The organism is Rhodococcus sp. Q (assembly GCF_005503035.1).
Classification (GTDB): Bacteria; Actinomycetota; Actinomycetes; order Mycobacteriales; family Mycobacteriaceae; genus Rhodococcus_G.
Genome location: NZ_SCOY01000017.1, coordinates 56,744 through 78,919, shown reverse-complemented (window position 1 = coordinate 78,919; position 22,176 = coordinate 56,744). Strand labels below are relative to the sequence as shown.

The 22,176-nt window shown below is 70.4% G+C and carries 4 protein-coding genes (1 of these 4 running past the window's edge); 3 read left to right on the top strand and 1 reads right to left on the bottom strand.

Translation table 11 applies throughout. The features are described 5' to 3' along the window. The first annotated feature begins 645 nt into the window (after positions 1-645). From FFS72_RS16610 to FFS72_RS16600, 3 genes are read left to right on the top strand one after another with little or no spacing between them, the layout of a single operon-like run. Complete coding sequence (locus tag FFS72_RS16610; protein WP_137874982.1) at positions 646-1,614, top strand: ATP-binding cassette domain-containing protein; 969 nt, start codon at positions 646-648, stop codon at positions 1,612-1,614. After that, entirely contained in the window at positions 1,611-2,462 is an 852-nt protein-coding gene (locus tag FFS72_RS16605) for an ABC transporter permease (RefSeq protein ID WP_137874981.1), read from the top strand. The genes FFS72_RS16610 and FFS72_RS16605 overlap by 4 nt, the downstream gene beginning before the upstream one ends. Next, positions 2,462-3,325: an ABC transporter permease gene (locus FFS72_RS16600; RefSeq protein ID WP_137874980.1), complete on the top strand. Its 864-nt coding sequence runs from the start codon at positions 2,462-2,464 to the stop codon at positions 3,323-3,325. Before FFS72_RS16605 ends, FFS72_RS16600 begins: the two co-directional genes overlap by 1 nt. A gap of 143 nt (positions 3,326-3,468) precedes the next feature. On the opposite strand, the gene FFS72_RS16595 is transcribed toward FFS72_RS16600, so the two are convergent. Continuing rightward, positions 3,469-22,176 carry the final stretch of a non-ribosomal peptide synthase/polyketide synthase gene (locus FFS72_RS16595; protein WP_137874979.1) on the bottom strand. Its footprint extends 24,762 nt past the window's final position, so 18,708 of the gene's 43,470 nt are visible here — the last part of the coding sequence; the start codon falls outside the window, past its right edge — the gene reads right to left on this strand; it ends in the stop codon at positions 3,469-3,471.

Genomic DNA, 22,176 nt, shown 5'->3' with positions numbered 1-22,176 from the left:
GAACTCGCCCACCGTCACCCCTACAACACCCGACGCACACGACGAATGACGCAACCATCGTCACCTTCACAGCAGGCCGTCGATGGCAGTACGGCCCACCGAACCAACTCGGTTGGGCACGCCCGCCCCACCGACCTAGGCTTCGACGGACTTCGGCCGAATGCGCGAAGCCCACCAGAAGCGCCGCGGTGCGGGTCGTCAGTGAGTCCCGCACCGCGGCCCGGACAGACGATCGAGTGCACTGGCGACCATGGACGCTTCGCTGTAGACCCGGATCAGGACAGATGACGTGGGAACGACAAGCGGGGCAGTGATCGCCTCTGCAGATTTGCGTGAGGACGTCGTTCGTTCGGAGTACTGATGTGACCTCCGCCCTCAACCCGGGCAGTGACCCTCTTCACAGAAGTGTGGTTCGGGTCACAGGCCCCTCACGCCGAGGACCATCCCCTCGAGGGCAACTGCACGGGTCGCGTTCGTGCAACGCCAGGGGTAAAGCGGGCACCTCACCGTCGATACCCCAAGCGCCAGCGCCACAAATCACCCGTGGGGTCGTCGACGCTGCCCGCTGATCGTCGGCCGAGGTCCGGCCCCGCACAATTGCCCGGACCGCTTCCGACGACGTCCGTGCATGACATACTCGCTGGCATGCCTACGCCCCACTCTGCCGTCCTGGTCGAGGGAATCCGCAAGTCCTTCGGCGACGTGCATGCGCTCAGGGGGGTCACCTTCGAGGTGCCACGCGGCACCGTCCTCGGAATCCTCGGACCCAACGGCGCCGGTAAGACAACGACGGTCAACGTGCTGTCCACCCTGCTGCGCCCGGACTCCGGGCGGGCGATGATCGCCGGGCACGACGTTGTCACCCAGGCGCCCGCCGTCCGCCGGTCGATCATGATGACCGGCCAGTACGCGGCATTGGACGAGTCGTTGACGGCCCGAGAGAATCTCGTGCTGTTCGGGCGCCTGATGGGCCTCAACCGGGAATCGGCGAAAACCCGTGCCGAAGAACTCCTCCGCCAGTTCGATCTCGAGTACGCGGCGGAGCGCAAAGTCGCGGGCTACTCCGGCGGTATGCGCCGCCGCGTCGACATCGCCTGCGGACTCGTCACCCGACCCGAAGTCGTGTTCCTGGACGAACCGACCACAGGCCTCGACCCGCGTAGTCGCCAGGGCGTGTGGTCGCTGGTCTCCACCCTGAAGGACCAGGGCATCACGGTACTGCTCACCACCCAGTACCTGGAAGAAGCCGACGTCCTCAGCGACAACATCGTCGTCATCGACAAGGGCACCGTCATCGCCGAGGGCACCGCCGACCAACTCAAGGAACGCACCGGCGGCAGCTACTGCGAGGTGGTTCCGCTGCGCCTTGCCGATCTGCAGCGCGTCCACGCCGTCCTCACCAGCCTCGTCCCGCCGGCTTACGTCACCGCCACTGGACACGACCGGCTGTCGATCCCGGCCCAGTACGGCGCGCAGACACTCGCTGAGGTGCTGCGCCGACTCGACATCTCCCGGATTCCGCTCGCCGACATCGCGCTGCGCCGGCCGTCACTCGACGATGTCTTCCTCGCACTGACGGGCCAACCGGCCGAAGAGGAGAGCGAAGCGTCATGACCGCCGTAGCTGCGCGCGCAGCACAGTCCGACGGCACGCCGCCCGAACCACGGTCGAAGGTCGTGGCCCGGGTCGGCCGTCACCGCCGACCCGAACTGTCGCCGGTCGGGCAGTGGCTCGCCCTCACCGGGCGCAACATCCGCGGTATGTGGACCAACGGTCAACTGTTCATCGCGGTCCTCGCACCCGCGATCTTCACCATCGGCTTCTACCTTCCGCTGCGCCTCGTGATGAGGTTCCAGGGCATCGACTACGCCCAGTACGTGATGGCGATCATCGTGCTACAGGCAATGGCATTCACCGCCATCTCCGCGGCGGGCAAGGCGGCCCTCGAAGCCGTCAACGGCATGGAGGCCAGATTCAAGACGATGCCGATCTTTGCGGGTGTGCCGCTCGCGTCCCGAATGTCGGCCTCCTTCGTGCACTGCACGATCTCGCTGATCGCCGCGCTGATATACGGACACATCATCGGCTTCCGCTTCGTCGGCGGCGTCACCAACGCCGCGGCGTTCATCGCGATGTCCCTCGCGTTCGCCATGACTCTCTCACTGGGTGGCGATCTGATCGGCACGCTGAGCAAGAGCCCGGTGATCACCAGCCAGGCACTGACGATCCCGCAGCTGATCCTGGGCATGTTCTCCGCGGGCTTCATCCCGGTCGAACAGTTCCCCTCGTGGTCCCAGGCGTTCGTGCGCAACCAGCCGGTATCCCAATTCGCTATCGCGATGCGAGCCATCGCGGACGGCACCGCCACGATGGAGCTGATGACACCTGCGATCCTGTGGAGTATCGGACTGTTCGTGGTGATCGCACCACTGACCGTGTGGGCGAACGTGAGGCGCAAATAATGACCGCAGCTCCGACCCACGAACGCCGGGAAGAGTCGCCGATTACCGAAATCACCTTCCACGAGACCACCGAGGCTTATCCCGAGGACTCACGGCAGGCGCTCTTCTCGCACAGCCTTCTGCAGACCCAGCGGCTACTGACCCGCTGGGTCCGCGACCCGTTCACGATGCTGCAGGCGATCGGCTACCCGGCCCTGATGCTGATCATGTTCAACGCGGTGCTGGGCATCTCGGTCACCAAGGCCACCGGCATCAACGCCGTCTACGGCTACGCACCGATGATCGCGCTCGTTGGCTCCATGTTCGGCTCCATCGCCAGCGGCATGGAGTTGAAAGAGGAGTGGCGCAAGGGCCTCCTCTCCCGCTTCTGGATCCTCCCCATCCACCGAGCGTCCGGGTTGATCAGCAGGCTGCTCTCCGAAGCGGTCCGGATCCTGCTCACCACGGTGCTGATCCTGATCGTCGGCGTCATGCTCGGATTCCGCTTCAACCAGGGCCCGCTCGCCGGGGTCGCTCTGATCCTCGTGCCGCTGTTGATGGGTATCGGCTTCGCGACGATGGTGACGGCACTGTCGGTGAGCGCCACGAAAGCTCCGCTCGTCGAGCTCCTCTCGCTCATCTGCTCCCTGCTGATGTTCTTCAACTCCGGCTTCGTCCCCACCGGTGCCTATCCCACCTGGCTGCAGGGTTTCGTCGAGAACCAGCCGATGTCCACGGCCATCGACGCCATGAAGGGTCTGAGCCTCGGTGGACCGGTCGCCGAGCCACTGATCAAGACGACCCTGTGGTCACTCGGCATGATCGTGGTGTTCGCCTGGCCCGCGATTCGCGGCTACCGCAAGGCTGCCGGCACCCCGATCTGATCCGGTCGCTCCCGTGGCATGTCGACCACGGGAGCCGACCACCGCGACGCAGCACCCGGAACAGCCCGGTACTCAGAACGACCGCAGTACCGACGAAGGCCCCCACCGCCAAATAGCGGTGGGGGCCTTCGTCTCGGTCTGGGTCAGTTCCCCTCGTGCAGGATCCCGTCGAGTACCGGACCGATCTGGGCCAGCGCCGTCGGCGTCGTCATTCCGTTGTGGTCGGAGTCGACATCGTGGGTAACGATCGACCCGACGGCGTCGGACCACTGCGCCGCACCGTCGAGGTGACCGTGATCGCCGCGACGGGCCGCGAAGAAGTCCACCCGTCCGTCGTACCGCTGCGGTCGGTACGCCTCGACGAGGTCACCGGTGCGACCGGCGCTCGCGAGGATCCGCTCGAGGTCCTCCGCCGACAACGTCGCCGGGAAGCCCGGCACCGCCCGCATCAGATCGAGCAGACGCTCAGGGGTCAACGACGTCAGGTCCGGACCGAGGTCGATGCCGAACCCGAGTCCCGCGACGACCTCACCCATGTTCTCGGAGGCCGCGACGGACCCGACCTCGACCAGGTCGCGGAAGCTGTCGAGCATGACCACGGACTCGACCCGCTCCCCCGCCGCCTGCAGCTGCACGGCCATCGCGTGCGCCACGACACCGCCGAACGACCAGCCCAGCAGGTGGTAGGGCCCGTCCGGCTGGACGTCGCGGATCTGCTCGACGTACAGGGTCGCAATCTCCTCGATTGTGTCCGGCAGCTCGCCGCCGGACAGCGCGGGCGACTGGATGCCGTACACCGGGCGGTCCGAGGACAGGTGCTGCACGAGTCCACCGTACGACCAGGACAGGCCGACGAAGGGATGCACGCAGAACAGCGGCGGCTGCGAACCGGCGCTGCGCAGCGGCAGCATCATCTGCAGCGCGGCCTCTCCTTCGACGACACCGCTGCGGGCGGCGTCGACGCGGGCCGCGATCCGGCGGGGTGTCGGATCGGTGAACATCCACTGCAGCGGCACCCGCACACCGATCCGGTCACCAACCATCGCGACCAGTCGGGTCGCGAGGAGCGAGTGGCCGCCGAGGTCGAAGAAGCCGTCGTCGACGCCGATACCCTCGGCACCCAGGACCTCCGCGAACGCCTCGACCACGATGTGCTCGCTGGGTGTGACGGGCGCGACGTACGGCGCCCGTTCCGCGAACTGCGGCTCGGGCAGCGCCCGCCGGTCGATCTTGCCCGCGCCGGTCAGCGGGATCTCGCTGATCGGAACGATCGCCGCCGGGACCATGTACGCCGGGAGCGTCTCGCCGACGAACGCGGCGAGGACCGCCGGATCGACGAGCGCGCCGTCGACCGGTAGCACGTACGCGGCGAGCGCGGTGGCGCCGCCCGGTCCGGGCACGCCGATCACGTGGGCGAACTCGACGCTCGGATGCGCGGCCAGCGCCGACTCGATCTCGCCGAGCTCGATGCGGAAACCGCGGACCTTCACCTGGAAGTCGGACCGGCCGAGGTAATCGACGATCCACTCGCCGTCCGCGCCCCGAATCCACTGCGCGACGTCGCCGGTGCGGTACATACGCTCGCCGGGCTCGCCGAACGGGTTCGCGACGAACCGCTCGGACGTCAGCCCGGTGCGGCGGTGGTAGCCACGGGCCAATGATGTCCCGAACACGTACAGCTCACCCGGGACACCGGCGGGCACCGGCCGCAGCCTGCGGTCCAGGATCACGGCCCCGACTCCGGCCAGGAGGCCACCGATCGTGACGTGTTCGCTGGGCTGCAGGCCACCGGTCGCGGTGACCCAGATCGTCGTCTCGGTCGGGCCGTAGGCGTTGACGAATTTGCGGCCCGGTGCCCACCGGGCCACCAGGTCAGCGGGGCACGCCTCGCCACCGACCACGACGACCCGCAGTTCGTCGAGTCCGTCGGGGTCGACGGACGCAAGCGAACCGGGTGTCATGAAGGTGTGCGTGACGTGCTGCTTGCGCATCAGGTCCGCGAGCTCCGCACCACCGAACACAGACGCCGGCGCCACGACCATCGTCGCGGCCGACCCGAACGCCATCAGGTATTCGAGCACGGAGGCGTCGAAGCTCGGCGAGATCACGTGCAGCACCCGGTCACCCGCGGCGATGTCGAAGCGTGTGCGCGCTTCCTCCGCGGTGGTGAAAAGGTCCCGATGGGTGACCACGACACCCTTCGGCAGGCCCGTCGATCCGGAGGTGTAGATCATGTACGCCGCCGACGCCGGATGCAGCGGGTGCGTGCGGTCGGCATCGGTGACGGGCGTCGACGGCAGCTCGGCGAGCTCCGCGGTCACGGCCGCGTCGTCGAGGAGGATCCACGGCACACCCGCACGCGGACCGTCGCCGTGCGCGGCGAGCGTCAGCCCGAGCACGGCGCCGGAGTCGGTGAGCATGTGCTCGATGCGGTCCGGCGGGTAGCTCGGGTCGATCGGCAGGAACGTGGCCCCGGTCTTCGCCGTCGCCCAGATCGCGGTGACCGACTCGATCGAGCGGGACAGCGCGATCGCAACGACGCTCTCGGTGCGGACACCGGCGGACAGCAACATCCGGGCCAACCGGTTGGACTGCTCGTCGAGGTCCCGGTAGGTCAGGCTGTCGTCGCCCTCGATGAGGGCGAGCACAGCCGGATCCACAGCGACGGCCGCCGCGAACAGATCCGGCAGGCTCCGGAAGCCGGGCCCCTGCGGTCCGCGGGCCGGCACCAGCTCGGCGCGCTGCGCCGGATCGAGCAGGTTCATCGACGCGAGTGCACCGTGCGGGGTGCGCGCGAACGCCTCTACCGCGCGGGTGACGAACCCGAGGACCTCACGGGCCCGGTCCACGGAGACCACGCCGTCGAGGAACTTCAGGCGCAGCGCCAACATGCCGTCGTACTCAGCGACGAGGGCAAGCGGGTAGTGCACGGAGTCACTGCCCGTCATGCCCGCGACGGTCATGCCGTCGATGTCGCTGCCGCCGCCTGTGCCGGAATCCGGGTAGGACTCGAACACCGCGAGGGTGTCGAACACCGTGCCCTGGCCGGCGACGGCCTGGATCTCCGGCATCCCGACGTAGTGGTGGTCGAGCAGGTCGGCCTGCTCGCCTTGGACGCGGGACAGCAGCTCGGTGACGGTTTCGGCCGCGTCGAGACGCACCCGCACCGGCAAGGTGTTGATGAACAGGCCGATCATCTCTTCGACGCCGTCGATCTGCGGCGGGCGGCCGGAGACCGTGGCGCCGAACGTGACGTCGTCGCGGCCGGTCAGGGTCCCGACGACCAGCGCCCACGCGGCCTGCACGACGGTGTTCATGGTGAACCCGTGCTCGCGACCCAACGCCACGAGCGCGTCGGACACGTCGCGGTCCAGGTGGGCTGCCAACTCGTGTGAGTCGCCGAGGTCGTCGCCGGCCTCACCGATGACGATGGTCGGTTCGTCGCTGCCCTCGAAAGCGGTCCGCCAGGCCTCCAGCGACCGACCGCGGTCCTGGCTGGACAACCAGGACAGGAAGTCCCGGTACCGACGGGCCGGCGGCAGGTGCGTGACGTCACCGTGGGTGGCGTACAGGGTGAACAGTTCCCGCAGCAGGAGCGGCGTGGACCAACCGTCGAGCAGGGCGTGATGGTTGAGCAGCATCAGCCGGTACTCGTCGTCGGCGAGCTTGACGAGGGTGAACCGGATCAACGGTGCCGCCAGCAGGTCGAAGCCCTCCGCCCGGTCCTCCTCCAGCAGTGCGGTCAGCGCAGCGTCCCGTTCGACGACCGGCACCGACGTCAGGTCCGCGGTCCGCCACGGCAGGGTGACGGTCCGCTGCACGATCTGCGCGCCGGTGCCGCCCTCGTAGCTGAACGCGACCCGCAGGTTCGGATATCGGTCCAGCAGCGCCTGCCCGGCGGCCCGGATCCGCTCCGCGTCCACCGTGCCGGTCAGGGTCAGCATCATCTGAACCTGGTAGTAGTCGGTGTCGTCGCCGGCGAGCTGCGACTGGTACAGCAGACCCTCCTGCAACGGCGACAGCGACCACACGTCCGACAGTTCCGGGTACTGCGTCTCCCAGCGGTCGATCTGCCGCTGGTCGAGCCGGACGAGGTCGAAGTCGGACGGGGTGTGCCCGCCGGCGTCGGGGCGCCCGGCGTACTCGGCGAGCGCAGTCAGCGCGGCCACCCACAGGTCGGCGAACCGCTGCACCTCGTCGCGGCTGAGCAACCCGGTCGCGTAGGACCAGGTCGCGACCAGCTTCGCGCCCGCGGTGCTGTTCACTGCGATCGCGTTGACGTCGACGACCGCGGGCACGACCATGTCGTCGTTGCGGGTTCCGGCCAGGTTGACCGGCTGCTCGTCGTCCGAAAGGGGCGCCTGCGGCTCGTCGGTCGCCGATCCGCTTCGGCCGAGGTAGTTGAACCCGATCTGCGGCGCCGCGAACCCACCCAGGGCCTCGGCGGTGTCCGGGTTGAGCCGGCTGAGCAGGCCGTAACCGATGCCGTGGTCCGGGACCGCGAGCATCTGCTCCTTGACCGCCTTGACCGTGGCGCCGAGGTCACCCTCGCCCGCGAACGCTGCGGCCAGGTCCAGACCCGCCAGGTCGAGGCGGACCGGGACCTGAGTGGTGAACCAGCCGACGGTGCGGGACAGGTCCGCGCCGGGCAGCACCTGCTCCTCGCGGCCGTGGCCCTCGAGGTTGACCAGCGCGGTCGGCTCGTCGACGCCGCGCTCGGCGCGCCATGCCACCAGCGCCATCGCGAGCGCGGTGAGCAGCCCGTCGTTGGCGGTGCCGTGGAACTTGCGGGGCAGCACGGTGAGGACCGTCTCGGCGATCTCCGCCGGAACCTCGACGTGTAGATCCGCCACAGTCGCGACGACGTCGCGCGCCGGGTCGAGCGGCCGGGACCCGAGATCCGGGTCGGGGCCGCCCAAAATGCCGCGCCAGAGGTCCAGTTCCGCGACGCGACGCTCCGACCGCGCCTCGTCGACGAGGCCGTGCGCCCAACGGCGCACCGAGGTGCCGACCGGGGCGAGGTCGACGGACTGGCCGTGCGAGAGCTGGCCCCACGCAGTGACGAGGTCGCCGCTGATGATCGGCCAGGACACCCCGTCCACGGCGAGGTGGTGCACGACCAGCATCAACCGGCCGGGCGCATCCTCGGCCTCGGGCACGAACCAGACGGCCTGCAGCATCACGGCGTCGGCCGGATCGAGGCGATCGGCGGCGGCGTCGAGTTCGACGGCCGCGACATCGACGAAGTCACCGGAGAAGGCGACCGTGTGGACGAGGTCGCCCGCGTCGATAGCACCGAACTCCACGACCTCGAGGAAGGGCACACCGTCGGTGACGGTCAACCGCGACCGGAGCATGTCGTGGTGATCGAGAACGGCCTGCACCGCACCGGTGAGGTCGGCGACGTCGACGTCCCGCGGGAGAGTCAGGATCTCGGTTTGCGAGAATCTGTCGTAGCTGCGGCCGTGCTTGATCATCCACTGTCCGATCGGCGACAGCGGCATCTCGCCGATTCCGCCGCCGGGCAGTTCCTCGAGGACCTCGAGTTCGACGCCGGCCGCGGCCGCAGCGAGCGCGGCGACGGTCCGGTGCTCGAACACCATCTTCGGGGTGAGAACGACGCCGGCCGACTTGGCCCTCGCGACCAGCTGGATCGACAGAATGCTGTCGCCGCCAAGCGCGAAGAACGAGTCGTCGACGCCGACGGAATCGAGGCCGAGCAGCTGCGCGAACAGCTCGCACAGCACCTTCTCGGTGTCGGTGCTCGGGGCCCGCGACGTCCCGACCCGGGCCGCGAAGTCCGGCGCGGGCAGGGCCTTCCGGTCCAGCTTGCCGCTGCGGTTGAGCGGGAACTCGTCGAGGGTGACGAACACCGCCGGCACCATGTACTCCGGCAGGCTGCGGCTGAGCGCGGCGGCCAGCGCCGCCTCGTCGACCACGGCACCCGGAGCAGCCACGACGTAGCCGACGAGCAGCTGCTGGCCGGGGGCGTCCTCCCGCACCACCGCCGCCGCCTGTGCGACCGAGTCCTGCTCGTGCAGAACCGCCTCGATCTCGCCGAGTTCGATCCGCAGACCACGCAGCTTGACCTGGAAGTCGGCGCGGCCGAGGTAGTCCAGTTCACCGGACGTGGTCCAGCGCGCGAGATCACCGGTCCGATACATGCGGGAACCGGTGTCGCCGAACGGGTTCGCGACGAACCGGTCCGCGGTCTGACCGAACATGGCGCCGTAGCCTCGACCGACCGCGACACCGCCGACGTACAGCTCACCGGCGACCCCGATCGGCGCGGGCCGCAGCCGGCCGTCCAGGACGTGGAGCTCCACCCCGGGGATCGGCGCACCGATCGGCACGGCGCCGCGTTCCTCCCGCGACACCTCGTGGAAGGACACGACGTCCGACGCCTCGGTCGGGCCGTAGCTGTTGAACACCCGCAGTCCGCCGTCGATCAGCGAACGCAGCGGCGTGAGCTTGACCGCCTCGCCGCCGAGGAACAACATCCGCAGCCGTGCCAGCACGCCGTCGGTGTCGGCGTCGGCGACCGCCTCGAACGCGGTCGGCGACATGTTCATCACCGCAACGGGATTCGCGGCGAGGACCCCGAGGATGGCCTCCGGGTCGAAGCCGTCCCCCGCCAGGTGCACGGTGGCACCGGAGGTCAGGGCGGCCCACACGTTCTTCTGGGTCAGGTCGAAGCTCGGCGATGACGCGACCAGGACGCCGTCACCGGCGGTCAGGCCCAGCTCGCGCCGGTACCAGTCGACGGTGTTCGCGATGCCGGCCATCGGCACCAGCGTCGGCTTCGGGCGACCCGTCGAACCGGACGTGGAGATCACGTAGCCGAGTCGCGCGCCCGAGTCGGGTTCGGTCCACGGGTCGGCCGGGCCGGCCTGGCCGGCCGCCGGGGCGGCGAAGGCCAGGACGGCAGCGCGCTCGAGACGCGCCCCGACCCCGGTGGTTCCGATCCACTCGGCGGTCGAGACCAGCGCGCGGGCGCGGGTGTCGGCGAGCAGCGCCGCGATCCGGTCCACCGGGTGCGCCGGGTCGACCGGCGCGTATGCGGCGCCGACCTTCCACGCGGCGAGCATACCGACGATCCAGTCGACGGACCGGCCCACGGCCAGCGCGACCACGTCGTCGCGGCCGACGCCGACCGAGGTCAGCTGCGCCGCAAGAGCATTCGCACGGTCATCGAGGTCGCGGTAGGACACCGCGAGTCCGCCGTCGGCGACCGCCACCGCATCCGGCGTGCCGGCCACCTGCGTGGCGACGAGGCCGAGCAAGGTGCCCTCGCCGACCGCCGACTCGGCGCCGCGGCCGAGTTCGGCGATCCGCGCGCGCTCGTCGGGCCCGAGCAGGTCCACGTCGCCCAGGCGGATCGACGGATCCGCCGACACCTGTGCGAGCACCCGCAGGAACCGGTCCGCGAAACCGCGGACGGTGGACGCGTCGAACAGGTCCGCCGCGTAGCTCAGCGACGCCGCGATGTCCGCGGGCGCCCCGTCCTCCGCGTAGGTCTCCTGCAGCCCGAGTGTCAGGTCGAACTTCGCCGGCTCCGGTCCGGAGTCGACCGCGCCGACCGCGAGGCCGGGCAGCTCGAACGTCGCCTGCTCCAGGTTCTGGAACGTGAGCATCACCTGGAACAGCGGCGAGTGCGACGTCGACCGCTGCGGGTCGAGCACCTCGACGAGCCGCTCGAACGGGATATCGGTGTTGCCGAACGCCCCGAGGTCGCTCTCCCGGACCGCGGCGAGCAGGTCGGTGAACGTGAGGTCCGGATCGACCTGGGCGCGCAGCACCAGCGTGCCGACGAACATGCCGACCAGGTCGTCGAGCGCGGCGTCGCCGCGACCGGCGGACGGGGTGCCGACGGCGATGTCCGTGGTGCCGGACAAGCCGGCGAGCAGCACCGACAGCGCGGCGTGCATGACCATGAACACGCTGGCGCCGCCTGCGCGGGCCACGTCGACCAGCGCGCGGTGCGTGACTGTGTCGATCGTGAACCCGACCGTGTCACCGGCGAGGGACTGCACCGGCGGCCGCGGACGGTCGGTGGGCAGTTCCAGCTGCGTCGGCAGGTCGGCGAGCGCCTCCTGCCAGTACGCGATCTGCCGTGCCGCGACCGACTGCGGGTCGCTCTCGTCGCCAAGCACCTCCCGCTGCCAGATCGCGAAATCGGCGTACTGCACCGGCAGCGGCGACCACTGCGGGTCGAGGCCCGCGGTGCGCGACCCGTAGGCGACCATGACGTCGCGGGCCAGGGGCGCCATCGACGAGCCGTCACCGGCGATGTGGTGCACGACGACGACGAGCACCCGCTCGGTCGGTGCCGTCTCGAACAGCGCGATCCGCAACGGCGGCGCGACGGTGACGTCGAACCCGCCGGACGCGAACGAGGTGACCGCGGCGAGGAGATTCGCCTCCGCGACGCGGCGCGGCGCGAGCACCGGCATCACGTCGTCGGCAGGCAGCACCACCTGGTGCGGCTCCCGACCGGTCGCGGGGTACACGGTCCGCAGGGTCTCGTGCCGTTCCACCACGTCCGCGACGGCGGCGGCGAGGGCATCGACGTCGAGGTTGCCGGACAGTCGCACTGCGAGCGGGATGTTGTATGCGGCGGAGTCGGTGTCGAACTGGTTGAGGAACCACATGCGACGCTGCGCGAGCGACAGCGGAATCTGCTGCGGTCGGGTGGCCGGGACCAGCGCGGGACGTGTGATGCCCTGCGCGCGAACCGAGTCCACATGGGCGGCCAGCGCGGCGACCGTCGGCGCGTCGAACACCTGACGCACACCGAGATCGATGCCGAGGACCGAGCCGACACGGGCGGTGACCCGGGTCGCCGACAGCGAGTTGCCACCGAGGTCGAAGAAGCTGTCCGTCGACCCGACCCGGGCAACGCCGAGGACCTCGGCGAACACACCGGCCACGATCTCCTCGGTCGCGGTCCGCGGCGGCACGTGTGCGCCGGTGACCGTGACGATCTCGGGTTCGGGCAGTGCGCGGGTGTCGAGCTTGCCCGCAGGGGTGGTCGGCAGTTCGTCGAGCACGACGATCGCCGACGGCACCATGTACGCGGGCAGTGTCCCGGCGACGTGCGCCGAAACCTCGGCGATCCGGACGTCGGCACCGGGAGCCGCGAGCACGTACGACACCAGGTGGGTCTCGCCGGACTCGGCGACGTGACCGGCGGTGTACGCGAAGTCGATTCCCGGATACGCCGCAAGCGCGGTGTTGATCTCGCCGAGTTCGATACGGAAGCCGCGGACCTTGACCTGGGAATCGGAGCGGCCGAGGTACTGCAGGCGCGGAGCGACACCATCCCCGGTCCAGCGAACCACGTCACCGGTGCGGTACATCCGGGCGCCCGCAGCGCCGAACGGATCGGCGACGAAGCGATCCGATGTCAGCCCCGCCCGTGCGTGGTAGCCGCGGGCGAGTTCGGGTCCGGCGACGTACAGCTCGCCGGCCACGCCGACCGGCACAGGCCGGAGCCTGGAGTCGAGCACCAGCGCCTCGACGCCGAGCGTCGGGCCGCCGATCGCGATCGGCTCGTCGGGGTCCATCGGGCCGTCGATCGCGACCGCGATCGTCGCCTCGGTGGGGCCGTACATGTTGTACATCGCGCGGCCGCGGGCCCAGCGCTGCGCCAGTTCGGGCGGGCAGGCGTCGCCGCCGGTGCCGACCATCACCAGCCGGTCGAGGCCGCGTTCGTCCACGGACGCGAGGGCCGCAGGCGTGATGAACGCGTGGGTGACCTCCGCGTCCCGCAGCAGGGCGGTGAGTTCCGCGCCGCCGAACACGGTGGGCGGGGCGATCACCAGTGTGGCGCCGGACCCGAAGGCCATCAGGAACTCGAGGATCGATGCGTCGAAGCTCGGCGTGGTCACGTGCAGCACGCGCGATGCCGGGCTCAGCGCACAGCGGGAGCGCAGATCCGCGGCCAGGTTGTGCAGGCCCCGGTGAGTGACGGTGACGCCCTTGGGCAGACCCGTCGACCCCGACGTGTAGATCAGATACGCCGCGTTGCCGACGTCGAGCGGCCCGACGCGGTCGGCGTCGCCGATCGCCTCGGCCGACTGCCGCGCCCACTCCGTGGCGAAGTCCGGGTCGTCGAGCACCAGCCAGTCGACGGCGTCGTCGAACGACCCGCGGTGTTCGCTGACCGTGAGGCCGAGGGAGGCCCCGGAGTCGGCGAGCATGTGCGCGATCCGGTCGGCCGGGTAGTTCGGGTCCACCGGCAGGAACGCGGCACCCGACTTGGCTACGGCCCACACCGCGGTGACCGATTCGATCGACCGCGAGAGCCCGAGCGCGACAAAGCTTTCCGGGCCGACGCCGTGGTCTGCCAGGATCCGGGCGAGCCGGGTGGAGCGCTCGTCGAGTTCCCGGTAGCTCACCACGTCGTCGCCGAATGTGAGCGCGGTGGCGGCCGGGTCCACTAGGGCGGCTGCGGACAGCATGTCCGGCAGTGTGCGGGCGCCCACGTCGGCGTGGCCGCGGACCGGCGCCAGCGTCGCCGTCTCCGCGGCGTCGAGGATCACGATGTCCCCGACGGGCACCGACGGTTCGGTGACGATCGCGGTGAGGATCCGCGACATCCGGGCGGCGAACCGGTGGACGGTGTCCGCGTCGAAGATGTCGGTGGCGTAACCGAAGCGGACGGTCATGCCTTCGGCGCGGCCCTGCGCGTCGAGTCGCTCGGCGTACGACAGTTCCAGGTCGAACTTCTCGACGTGGCTGTCGTCAGCGACGCCGCTGACGGTCAGGCCGGGCAACTCGAATCGTTCCTCGCCGACGTCGTCGGTCGACAGCACCACCTGGAACAGCGGCGAGTGCGACGTGGAGCGAGCCGGGTCGAGGAGGTCGACGAGCCGCTCGAACGGTAGGTCGGCGTGCGCGAACGCACCCAGGTCCACTTCCCGGGACTGTGCGAGCAGTGCCGCGAAGTCCCGCGCGGCGTCCACCTCGGTGCGCAGCACCAGGGTGTTGACGAACATGCCGACGAGGTCGTCGAGGGCGCGTTCGCCGCGGCCGGCGATCGGGGTGCCGACGGCGATGTCCGTGGTGCCGGACAGCCGGGCGAGCAGCACGGCCAGCGCGGAGTGCATCACCATGAACAGCGTGGCGCCACCGGCGGTCGCGATCTCCCGCAGCCCCGCGTGAGTCTGCGCGTCGATCGCGAACTCGACCGTCGCGCCCTGCTGGGTGCGGTCGGCCGGACGGGGCCGGTCGGTCGGCAGGGCCAGCACTTCGGGGACCCCTGCGAGGGCCTCGGTCCAGTACGTCACCTGCTCGGCGGCGAGGGACTGCGGATCGTCCTCGGCACCGAGCAGGTCCCGCTGCCACAGCGTGTAGTCCGCGTACTGCACCTCCAGCGGCGCCCAGGCGGGTGCCTCGCCGGCCGTGCGGGCCAGGTAGGCGACCATGATGTCGCGGGCCAGCGGCGCCGTCGACGAGCCGTCGCCGGAGATGTGATGCACGACGAAGGCGAGGACGTGCTCGTCCGCCGCGACCCGGTACAGGGCGACCCGGACCGGAGCCTGTGCGGTCACGTCGAACGGGGCGAGCGCGAATTCGCGGACCACCGTGGCGATCTCGTCGGCGGTGACGTCGACGGGCGCGAGGTCGGTGACGACGTCGTCGACGCCGAGGATCACCTGGTGCGGGCCGTCCGCCGAGTCCGGGAACACCGTGCGGATCGACTCGTGGCGGGCGACGACGTCACGGACCGCGGCGGCCATCGCGACCACGTCGAGGTCGCCGGTCAGCCGGACCGCGAGCGGGATGTTGTACGCGGCGGAGTCGGTGTCGAAGCGGTTGAGGAACCACATCCGCTGCTGCGCGAGGGAGAGCGGGATCCGCTCCGGGCGCGGCTTCGCCTCGAGGACCGGCCGGGTGTGGCCGGTGCCCGCGTGTTCGACCTGCTGCGCGAGACCGGCGACGGTCGGCGCGTCGAACAGGGCACGCACGGCGAGCGTGGTGCCGAGCGCGGCGTTGACGCGGGCGATCACCCGCGTCGCGACTAGCGAGTTGCCGCCGAGGTCGAAGAAGCTGTCGGTGGCCCCGACCCGGTCGAGTCCGACGACCTCCGCGAACACGGCGGCGACGATCTCCTCGACGGGTCCACGCGGCGCGACGTACTCGGCCTGTCCGACCTCGATGGTCGGGGTCGGCAACGCGCGGCGGTCCAGCTTGCCGCTCGAGTTCAGCGGCATCTCGTCGAGCACGACGAACGCAGCCGGGACCATGTAGCCCGGCAGCCGCTCCCCTAGGTACGACTTCAGTTCCGCCGCCGCTGCCGAGCCCACCAGGTACGCCACCAACTGGTCGCCGGTGTGCGGGTCGCTGTGCAGCACCACGACGGCCTGCTCGACCGCCGGGTTCGCCGACAACGCCGACTCGATCTCGCCGAGCTCGATCCGCAGACCGCGCAGCTTGACCTGGAAGTCGGTGCGGCCCAGGAACTCCAGCTGGCCCTCGGCGTTCCAGCGCACCAGGTCGCCGGTGCGGTACATCCGGGATCCGGTGTCGCCGAACGGGTTCGCGACGAACCGATCCGCGGTGAGGTCGGGGCGTCCGACGTAGCCTCGGGCCAGCTGGTCACCACCGTGGTACAGCTCGCCGGCGATGCCGACGGGCACCGGGCGCAGCCGCGCGTCGAGCACGTAGGCGGTGGTGTTCCATACGCCCCGGCCGATCGGCACGATCGTGTCCCCGGCCGCGGCCGCGTCGAACGCGGTTGTGGTGATCGCGGCCTCGGTGGGTCCGTAGGTGTTCTCGACTGCGGTACCGAGGGCCGCGACACGGCGTGCGGTCTGCGGCGTCAGCGCCTCGCCGCCGGCGAGGACGTGGCGCATCGAGTCCGGCATGCCCATGTCGGGGCTGGCGAGCAGCATCTCGAGAAGGGACGGAACGAACTCGGCGATGGTGATGCCCTCCGCGGCCATCACCGCGGCCTGGTAATCGGGATCGCGGTGCCCGTCGGGACGCAACACGATCACGCGGCCGCCGACCTGCAGCGCGGCGAAGCATTCCCACACCGACACGTCGAACGTGATCGGCGCTTTCTGCATCACCCGGTCCGCGGCGCTCATGCCGAAGTGGGCGTGCATCCACCGGGTCTGGTTCGTGATCGCGGCGTGCGTGACCGCGACGCCCTTCGGCCGACCGGTCGAGCCGGACGTGTAGATGACGTACGCGGTGTGCTCCGGGCGCAGCGGCACGATCCGCTCGGCGTCGGTCACCGGCGACCCGTCCCGACCGGCGTCGTCGAGGGTGTCGACGTACAGCACCGGACGGTCCGCGGGCAGGTCCACGCCGTCCATAGTGGTCGTCAGCACCAGCCGCGGGTCGGCGGACTCGAGCACGTACGCAGTGCGGTCCGCGGGGTGGTCCGGGTCGATCGGCACGTACGCGCCACCGGCCTTGACGATCGCGTACATGCCGACCATCAGGTGCAGCGAGCGACGCATCGCGAGACCGACGAGCGTCTCGGGTCCGACACCGGAGTCGATCAGCCTGCGCGCCAAACAGTTTGCGGCAGCGTCGAACTCGGCGTAGGTGAGCTGCCGGCCTTCGTAGGACACCGCGACCTCACCCGGGGTGCGGGCGACCTGCTCGTCGAACAGCGACACCAGGGTGGCAGGCGCCAGTTCGGTGGCGGTCTGATTCCACTCCCGGAGCACCCGCTCACGCTCGGCCGGGGCGAGGATCTCCACATCGCCCACCCGCAGCGCCGGGTCGGTGGCGACAGCGGTGAGGATCCGCACGAAACGGTCCGCGAAACCGGCGACGGTGGACTCGTCGAACAGGTCGGTCGCGTAGGTGAAGTACGCGTACATGCCGTCCGCGTCCCCGCCCTCGGTAACCGCGTCGCCGAGGGTCAGGTCCAGGTCGAACTGGGTGACCTCGGCGCCCGGGTCGAGAGCGCTGATGGTCAGGCCCGGCAGCTCGAACTCGGCCCGCTCCTGGTTCTGCAGCGACAGCGACACCTGGAACAGCGGGTGGTGTGCGGTGGAGCGGGCAGGGTTGAGCACGTCGACGAGGCGCTCGAACGGAATGTCCGTGTGGCCGAACGCGCCGAGATCGGAGTGCCGGACCCGATCGAGCAGGTCCGCGAACTTCTCGTCGCCGTCCACCTGGGCGCGCAGCACGATGGTGTTGACGAACATGCCGACGAGGTCGTCGAGCGCGGCGTCACCGCGGCCGCCGATCGGGGTGCCGATCGCGATGTCGGATTCACGGGTCAGACGCGCGAGCAGCACCGACAGCGCGGCGTGCAGCACCATGAAAGGGGTGGCGCCGTGCGCGGCCGCCAGTCGGTGCACGGCCAGGCGGATGTCCTCGCCGATCGCGAACATGTGGCGGCCGCCGCGCATCGACTGCTCCGCCGGGCGGGGCCGGTCGGTCGGCAGGTCCAGTGCGTCCGGCAGCCCGGCGAGCGTGCTGGTCCAGTAGTCGATCTGCTGGGCGGCGAGCGACTGTGCATCGTCTTCGGAGCCGAGCAGGTTCCGCTGCCAGATCGCGAAGTCGGCGTACTGCACCGGCAGCGGAAGCCACTGCGGCGCATCCCCGTTGGCGCGAGAAATGTACGCGATCATGACGTCCCGGGCGAGCGGCGCCATCGACATGCCGTCAGCGCTGATGTGGTGCACCACCATCACCAGGACGTGTTCGGTGCCTTCGGGTCGTTCCGCAGGCTCCACTCCTGCGCTTTCGGGTCGTTCCGCAGGCTCCACTCCTGCGCCACCGACGCGGAGCAGACGGGCCCGCACCGGCGGCGCCGCCGTGACATCGAATCCGGTGGACAGCAGTTCGATCACCGTGGCGGGCAGGTCGGCTTCCGGCACCGTCACCGGCGCCAGGTCGAGTGCCATGTCGGCGGCCGGGAGGACCACCTGGTGCGGTCCGTCGACGGAGTCGGGGAACACCGTCCGCAGCGACTCGTGCCGGGCGACGATGTCCCCGACGGCCGCGGCCAGCGCCGCGGTGTCGAGATCGCCGGACAGCCTGATCGCCATCGGGATGTTGTAGGCCGCCGAATCGGGATCGAACCGGCTGAGGAACCACATCCGCTGCTGCGCGAGCGACAGCGGCACCAGATCCGGGCGCGGCGCCGCAACGAGCGCGGGCCGGGCCGCACCGGCGGTGCCGGCGTGCTCGAACCGCTGCGCCAGTTCGGCGACGGTGGGGGCCTCGAACAGGTCCCGCACACCGATGCGGGACTCGAGCGCCGAGTTGACGCGGGCGATCACGCGAGTCGCGACCAGCGAGTTGCCACCGAGGTCGAAGAAGCTGTCGTGGATGCCGACCCGCTCCGCTCCGAGCACCTCGGCGTAAACCGCCGCGATCGCTTCCTCGACCGCGTCCCGCGGGGCGACGAATTCGGTTACCGCCGCGAGGAAGTCCGGTGCGGGCAGCGCCCGTCGATCCAGCTTGCCGTTCGCGGTGAGCGGGAACTCGTCGAGGACGACGAGCGCCGACGGCACCATGTACGCGGCGAGGAACTCGCCGATGAACGCGAGCACCGCGTCGGCGTCGACGGTGGCACCCGCCTCGGGCACCAGGTATCCGACCAACCGGTCGCCGGTGTGCTCGTCTGACCGCACCAGCACCGCCGACGCCGCAACGCCCTCGTACCGCAGCAGCGCCGACTCGATCTCGCCGAGCTCGATGCGGAAGCCACGCAGCTGCACCTGGAAGTCGCTGCGGCCCAGATACTCCAGCTGCCCGTCGGCGTTCCAGCGCGCCAGGTCACCGGAGCGGTACATCCGCTCCCCGGCGGCAACATTCCCCGTCGCTGCGCTCGCCCCGCCCACGAACGGGTTCGCGACGAACCGGTCCGACGTCAGGTCGGGGCGGCCCAGGTAGCCGCGCGCCAGCTGCCCGCCGTGGACGTACATCTCGCCGACCACACCGACCGGTGCCGGCTGCAGCCGTGAATCGAGCACGTACACACCCATGCCGGGCAGGCCGCGGCCGATGACGCTGGCCTTGGACTCGGCCGCGAACGCGCGGTCCAGCTCCAGGTACGACACGTGCACCGTGGTCTCGGTGATGCCGTACATGTTGACCAGACGCGGAGCGTCCTCGGCATGGCGCTCGTACCATCGCTCCAGCTGCCCGAGGTCGAGGGCCTCGCCGCCGAAGATCACGTACCGCAGGCTGAGCCGATCGGAGACAGACCTGTCCCCTGCGACGTCGCCGGAGGTTCGGTCGGCCTCCGCGAGCTGGTAGAACGCCGACGGCGTCTGGTTGAGCACCGTCACCCGCTCGCGCCGCAGCAGTTCCAGGAACTCCTCCGGCGACCGCGACGTCAGGTAGTCGACGATGACGAGCTCACCGCCGAACAGCAGCGGACCCCACAGCTCCCACACCGAGAAGTCGAACGCGTAGCTGTGGAACATCGTCCACACGTCGGTCTCGTCGAACCCGAACTTGGTCTGCGTGTTCGCCATCAGCGTCAGCACGTCCACGTGCGGCACCACGACGCCCTTGGGGCGGCCGGTGGAGCCGGACGTGTAGATCACGTACGCGGGGTGCTGCGGCGACAGCGGCGCCGTGCGGTCCGCGTCGGTGACCGGCGCGGCCGACACCCCGGCCAGCCGATCCGCGAGGTTCGGCGAATCGAGCAGCAGCTGCGGAACGTCGTTGTCCGGCAACGATTCCACATCGGCGACCGTCGACAGCAGCACCACCGGCCTCGCGTCGCCCAGCATGTACGCCAAGCGGTCCTGCGGGTAGGTGACGTCCACTGGCACGTAGCCGCCGCCCGCGGTGACCACCGCGAGGAGCGCGACGACGAGGTCGGTGGTGCGCGGCATCGCGACCGCGACCATCGACTCCGGGCCGACGCCCTCGGCGATCAGCACCCGCGCGAGGCGGTTCACGCGGTCGGCGAGCTCGCCGTAGGTGAGGCGGTCGTCGCCCGCCGCGACCGCGGTCCGGTCCGCATGCGTGAGCGCCTGCGCGGCGAACGCATCGGCGAGCGTGCCCGCCGGCGCCGCGACGCCGGGATCGACCCACCCGGTCAGCACCCGAGCCCGCTCGGACTCGTCGAGCACGTCCGCCGCGGCGACCCGCAGATCGGGCGTCTCGGCGAACGCGGTGAGCACCCGCAGCACCCGGTCCAGCAGCGCCCGCACCCGGTCGGCGTCGTAGATACCGGTCAGGTACTTCATCTGCAGGTTCAACCGGTCCGCGACGCTGGCGACCAGGGTCAGCGGGTAGTGCGTGGAGTCCATGCCGCGCAGACCGGTGACCCGCATGCCGTCGATGTCGGCGGCCTGGGCCAGGGCCTCCTGGTCGACCGGGTAGGACTCGAACACGGTCAGCGTGTCGAAGGCGGCGCCCGTGCCGACGGCCTGCTGGATCTCGGACAGACCCAGGTAGTGGTGGTCGAGGAGCGCGGCCTGCTCGGTCTGCACGCGGGTGAGCAGTTCGGTGAGCGTCTCCGCCGGATCGAGCGTCACCCGCACCGGGAGGGTGTTGATGAACAGGCCGATCATCGACTCGACACCGGGCAGGTCCGCGGGGCGACCGGAGACGGTCGATCCGAAGACGACGTCGGTGCGCGACGTCAGCGCCGACAGCACGACACCCCACGCCGCCTGCACGACGGTGTTCAGGGTGACGCCCTGCCTGCGGGCGAGGGCAGTGAGGTCCGCGGTCAGGCCCTCCGAGGCGAGCACGGACAGGTCGGCGGAGTCGACCGAACCGTCACCCTCACCGACGGCCAGCAGGGACGGTTCGTCGACGCCGGCGAAGGCGTCCTGCCATGCGGTGGTCGAGGCGTCGCGATCACGGTCGGACAGCCACACCAGGAAGTCCCGGTACTCGCCGACGGGCGGCAAGGTGGATGCGTCGCCACCGGTGGCGTACAGGTACAGCAGGTCCTTGAGCAACAGCGGCGTCGACCAGCCGTCGAGCAGGACGTGGTGGTTGGTCGAGAGCATCCGGTACCGGCCGCCACCGAGGTCGGCGAGGGTGAATCGGATCAGCGGCGGCGTCGCCATGTCGAATCCGCGGGCACGGTCGCGCCGGAGCAGATCGTCGAACGCGGCCTCCGGGTCGGCTTCTGCTCCGAGATCGACCTTCTGCCAAGGCAGTTCGACGTCCGACGGCACGATCTGCACCGGCTCACCGGACGCCGTGTCGAATGCGACGCGCAGGTTCGCGTGCCGACGCAGCAGCGCCTGACCGGCCGCTCGCAGACGGTCGGCGTCGACGGTGCCGTCGAGGTCGAGCACCGTCTGCACCATGTAGGCGTCGAGGTGTTCGCCGGCGAACTGGGCATGGAAGAGCAGGCCCTCCTGCAGCGGCGACAGCGACCAGACGTCCGCGAGATCCGGGTGCCGGGCCTCGAGCGTGTCGACACCGGCCTGGTCGAGCGCGACCAGCGGCAGGTCGGACGGGGTGAACCCGCCGGCTCCCTGGGTGTCGGCGTGGGCGACGAGCGCGGTCAGCGCGGCCACCCACAGGTCGGCGATCTCCCGTGCCTGCGCGGCGTCCAGCACACCGGTGGCGTAGGAGAAGGTGGCGCCGAGGCGGGTGCCGTCGGCGGTGTCGATGGCGGACGCGTTGATGTCGAGCACGACCGGCGCGGTCATGCCGGCGTCACGGACGCCGCCGACGGTGGCGGACTCGGAGTCCGGCACCCAGGGGGCGTCGACTCCGGACGCGGTGGCCGCGACCCGGCCCAGGTAGTTGAAGCCGATCTGCGGGGCGGGCAGGTCCCGCAGCGCGGCACCGCCGTCGGCGTCGAGGTAGCGGAGCATTCCGAAGCCGATGCCGTGGTCCGGGATCGTCAGCAGCTGTTCCTTGACCCGCTTGAGCGCGGCGCCCGCGGC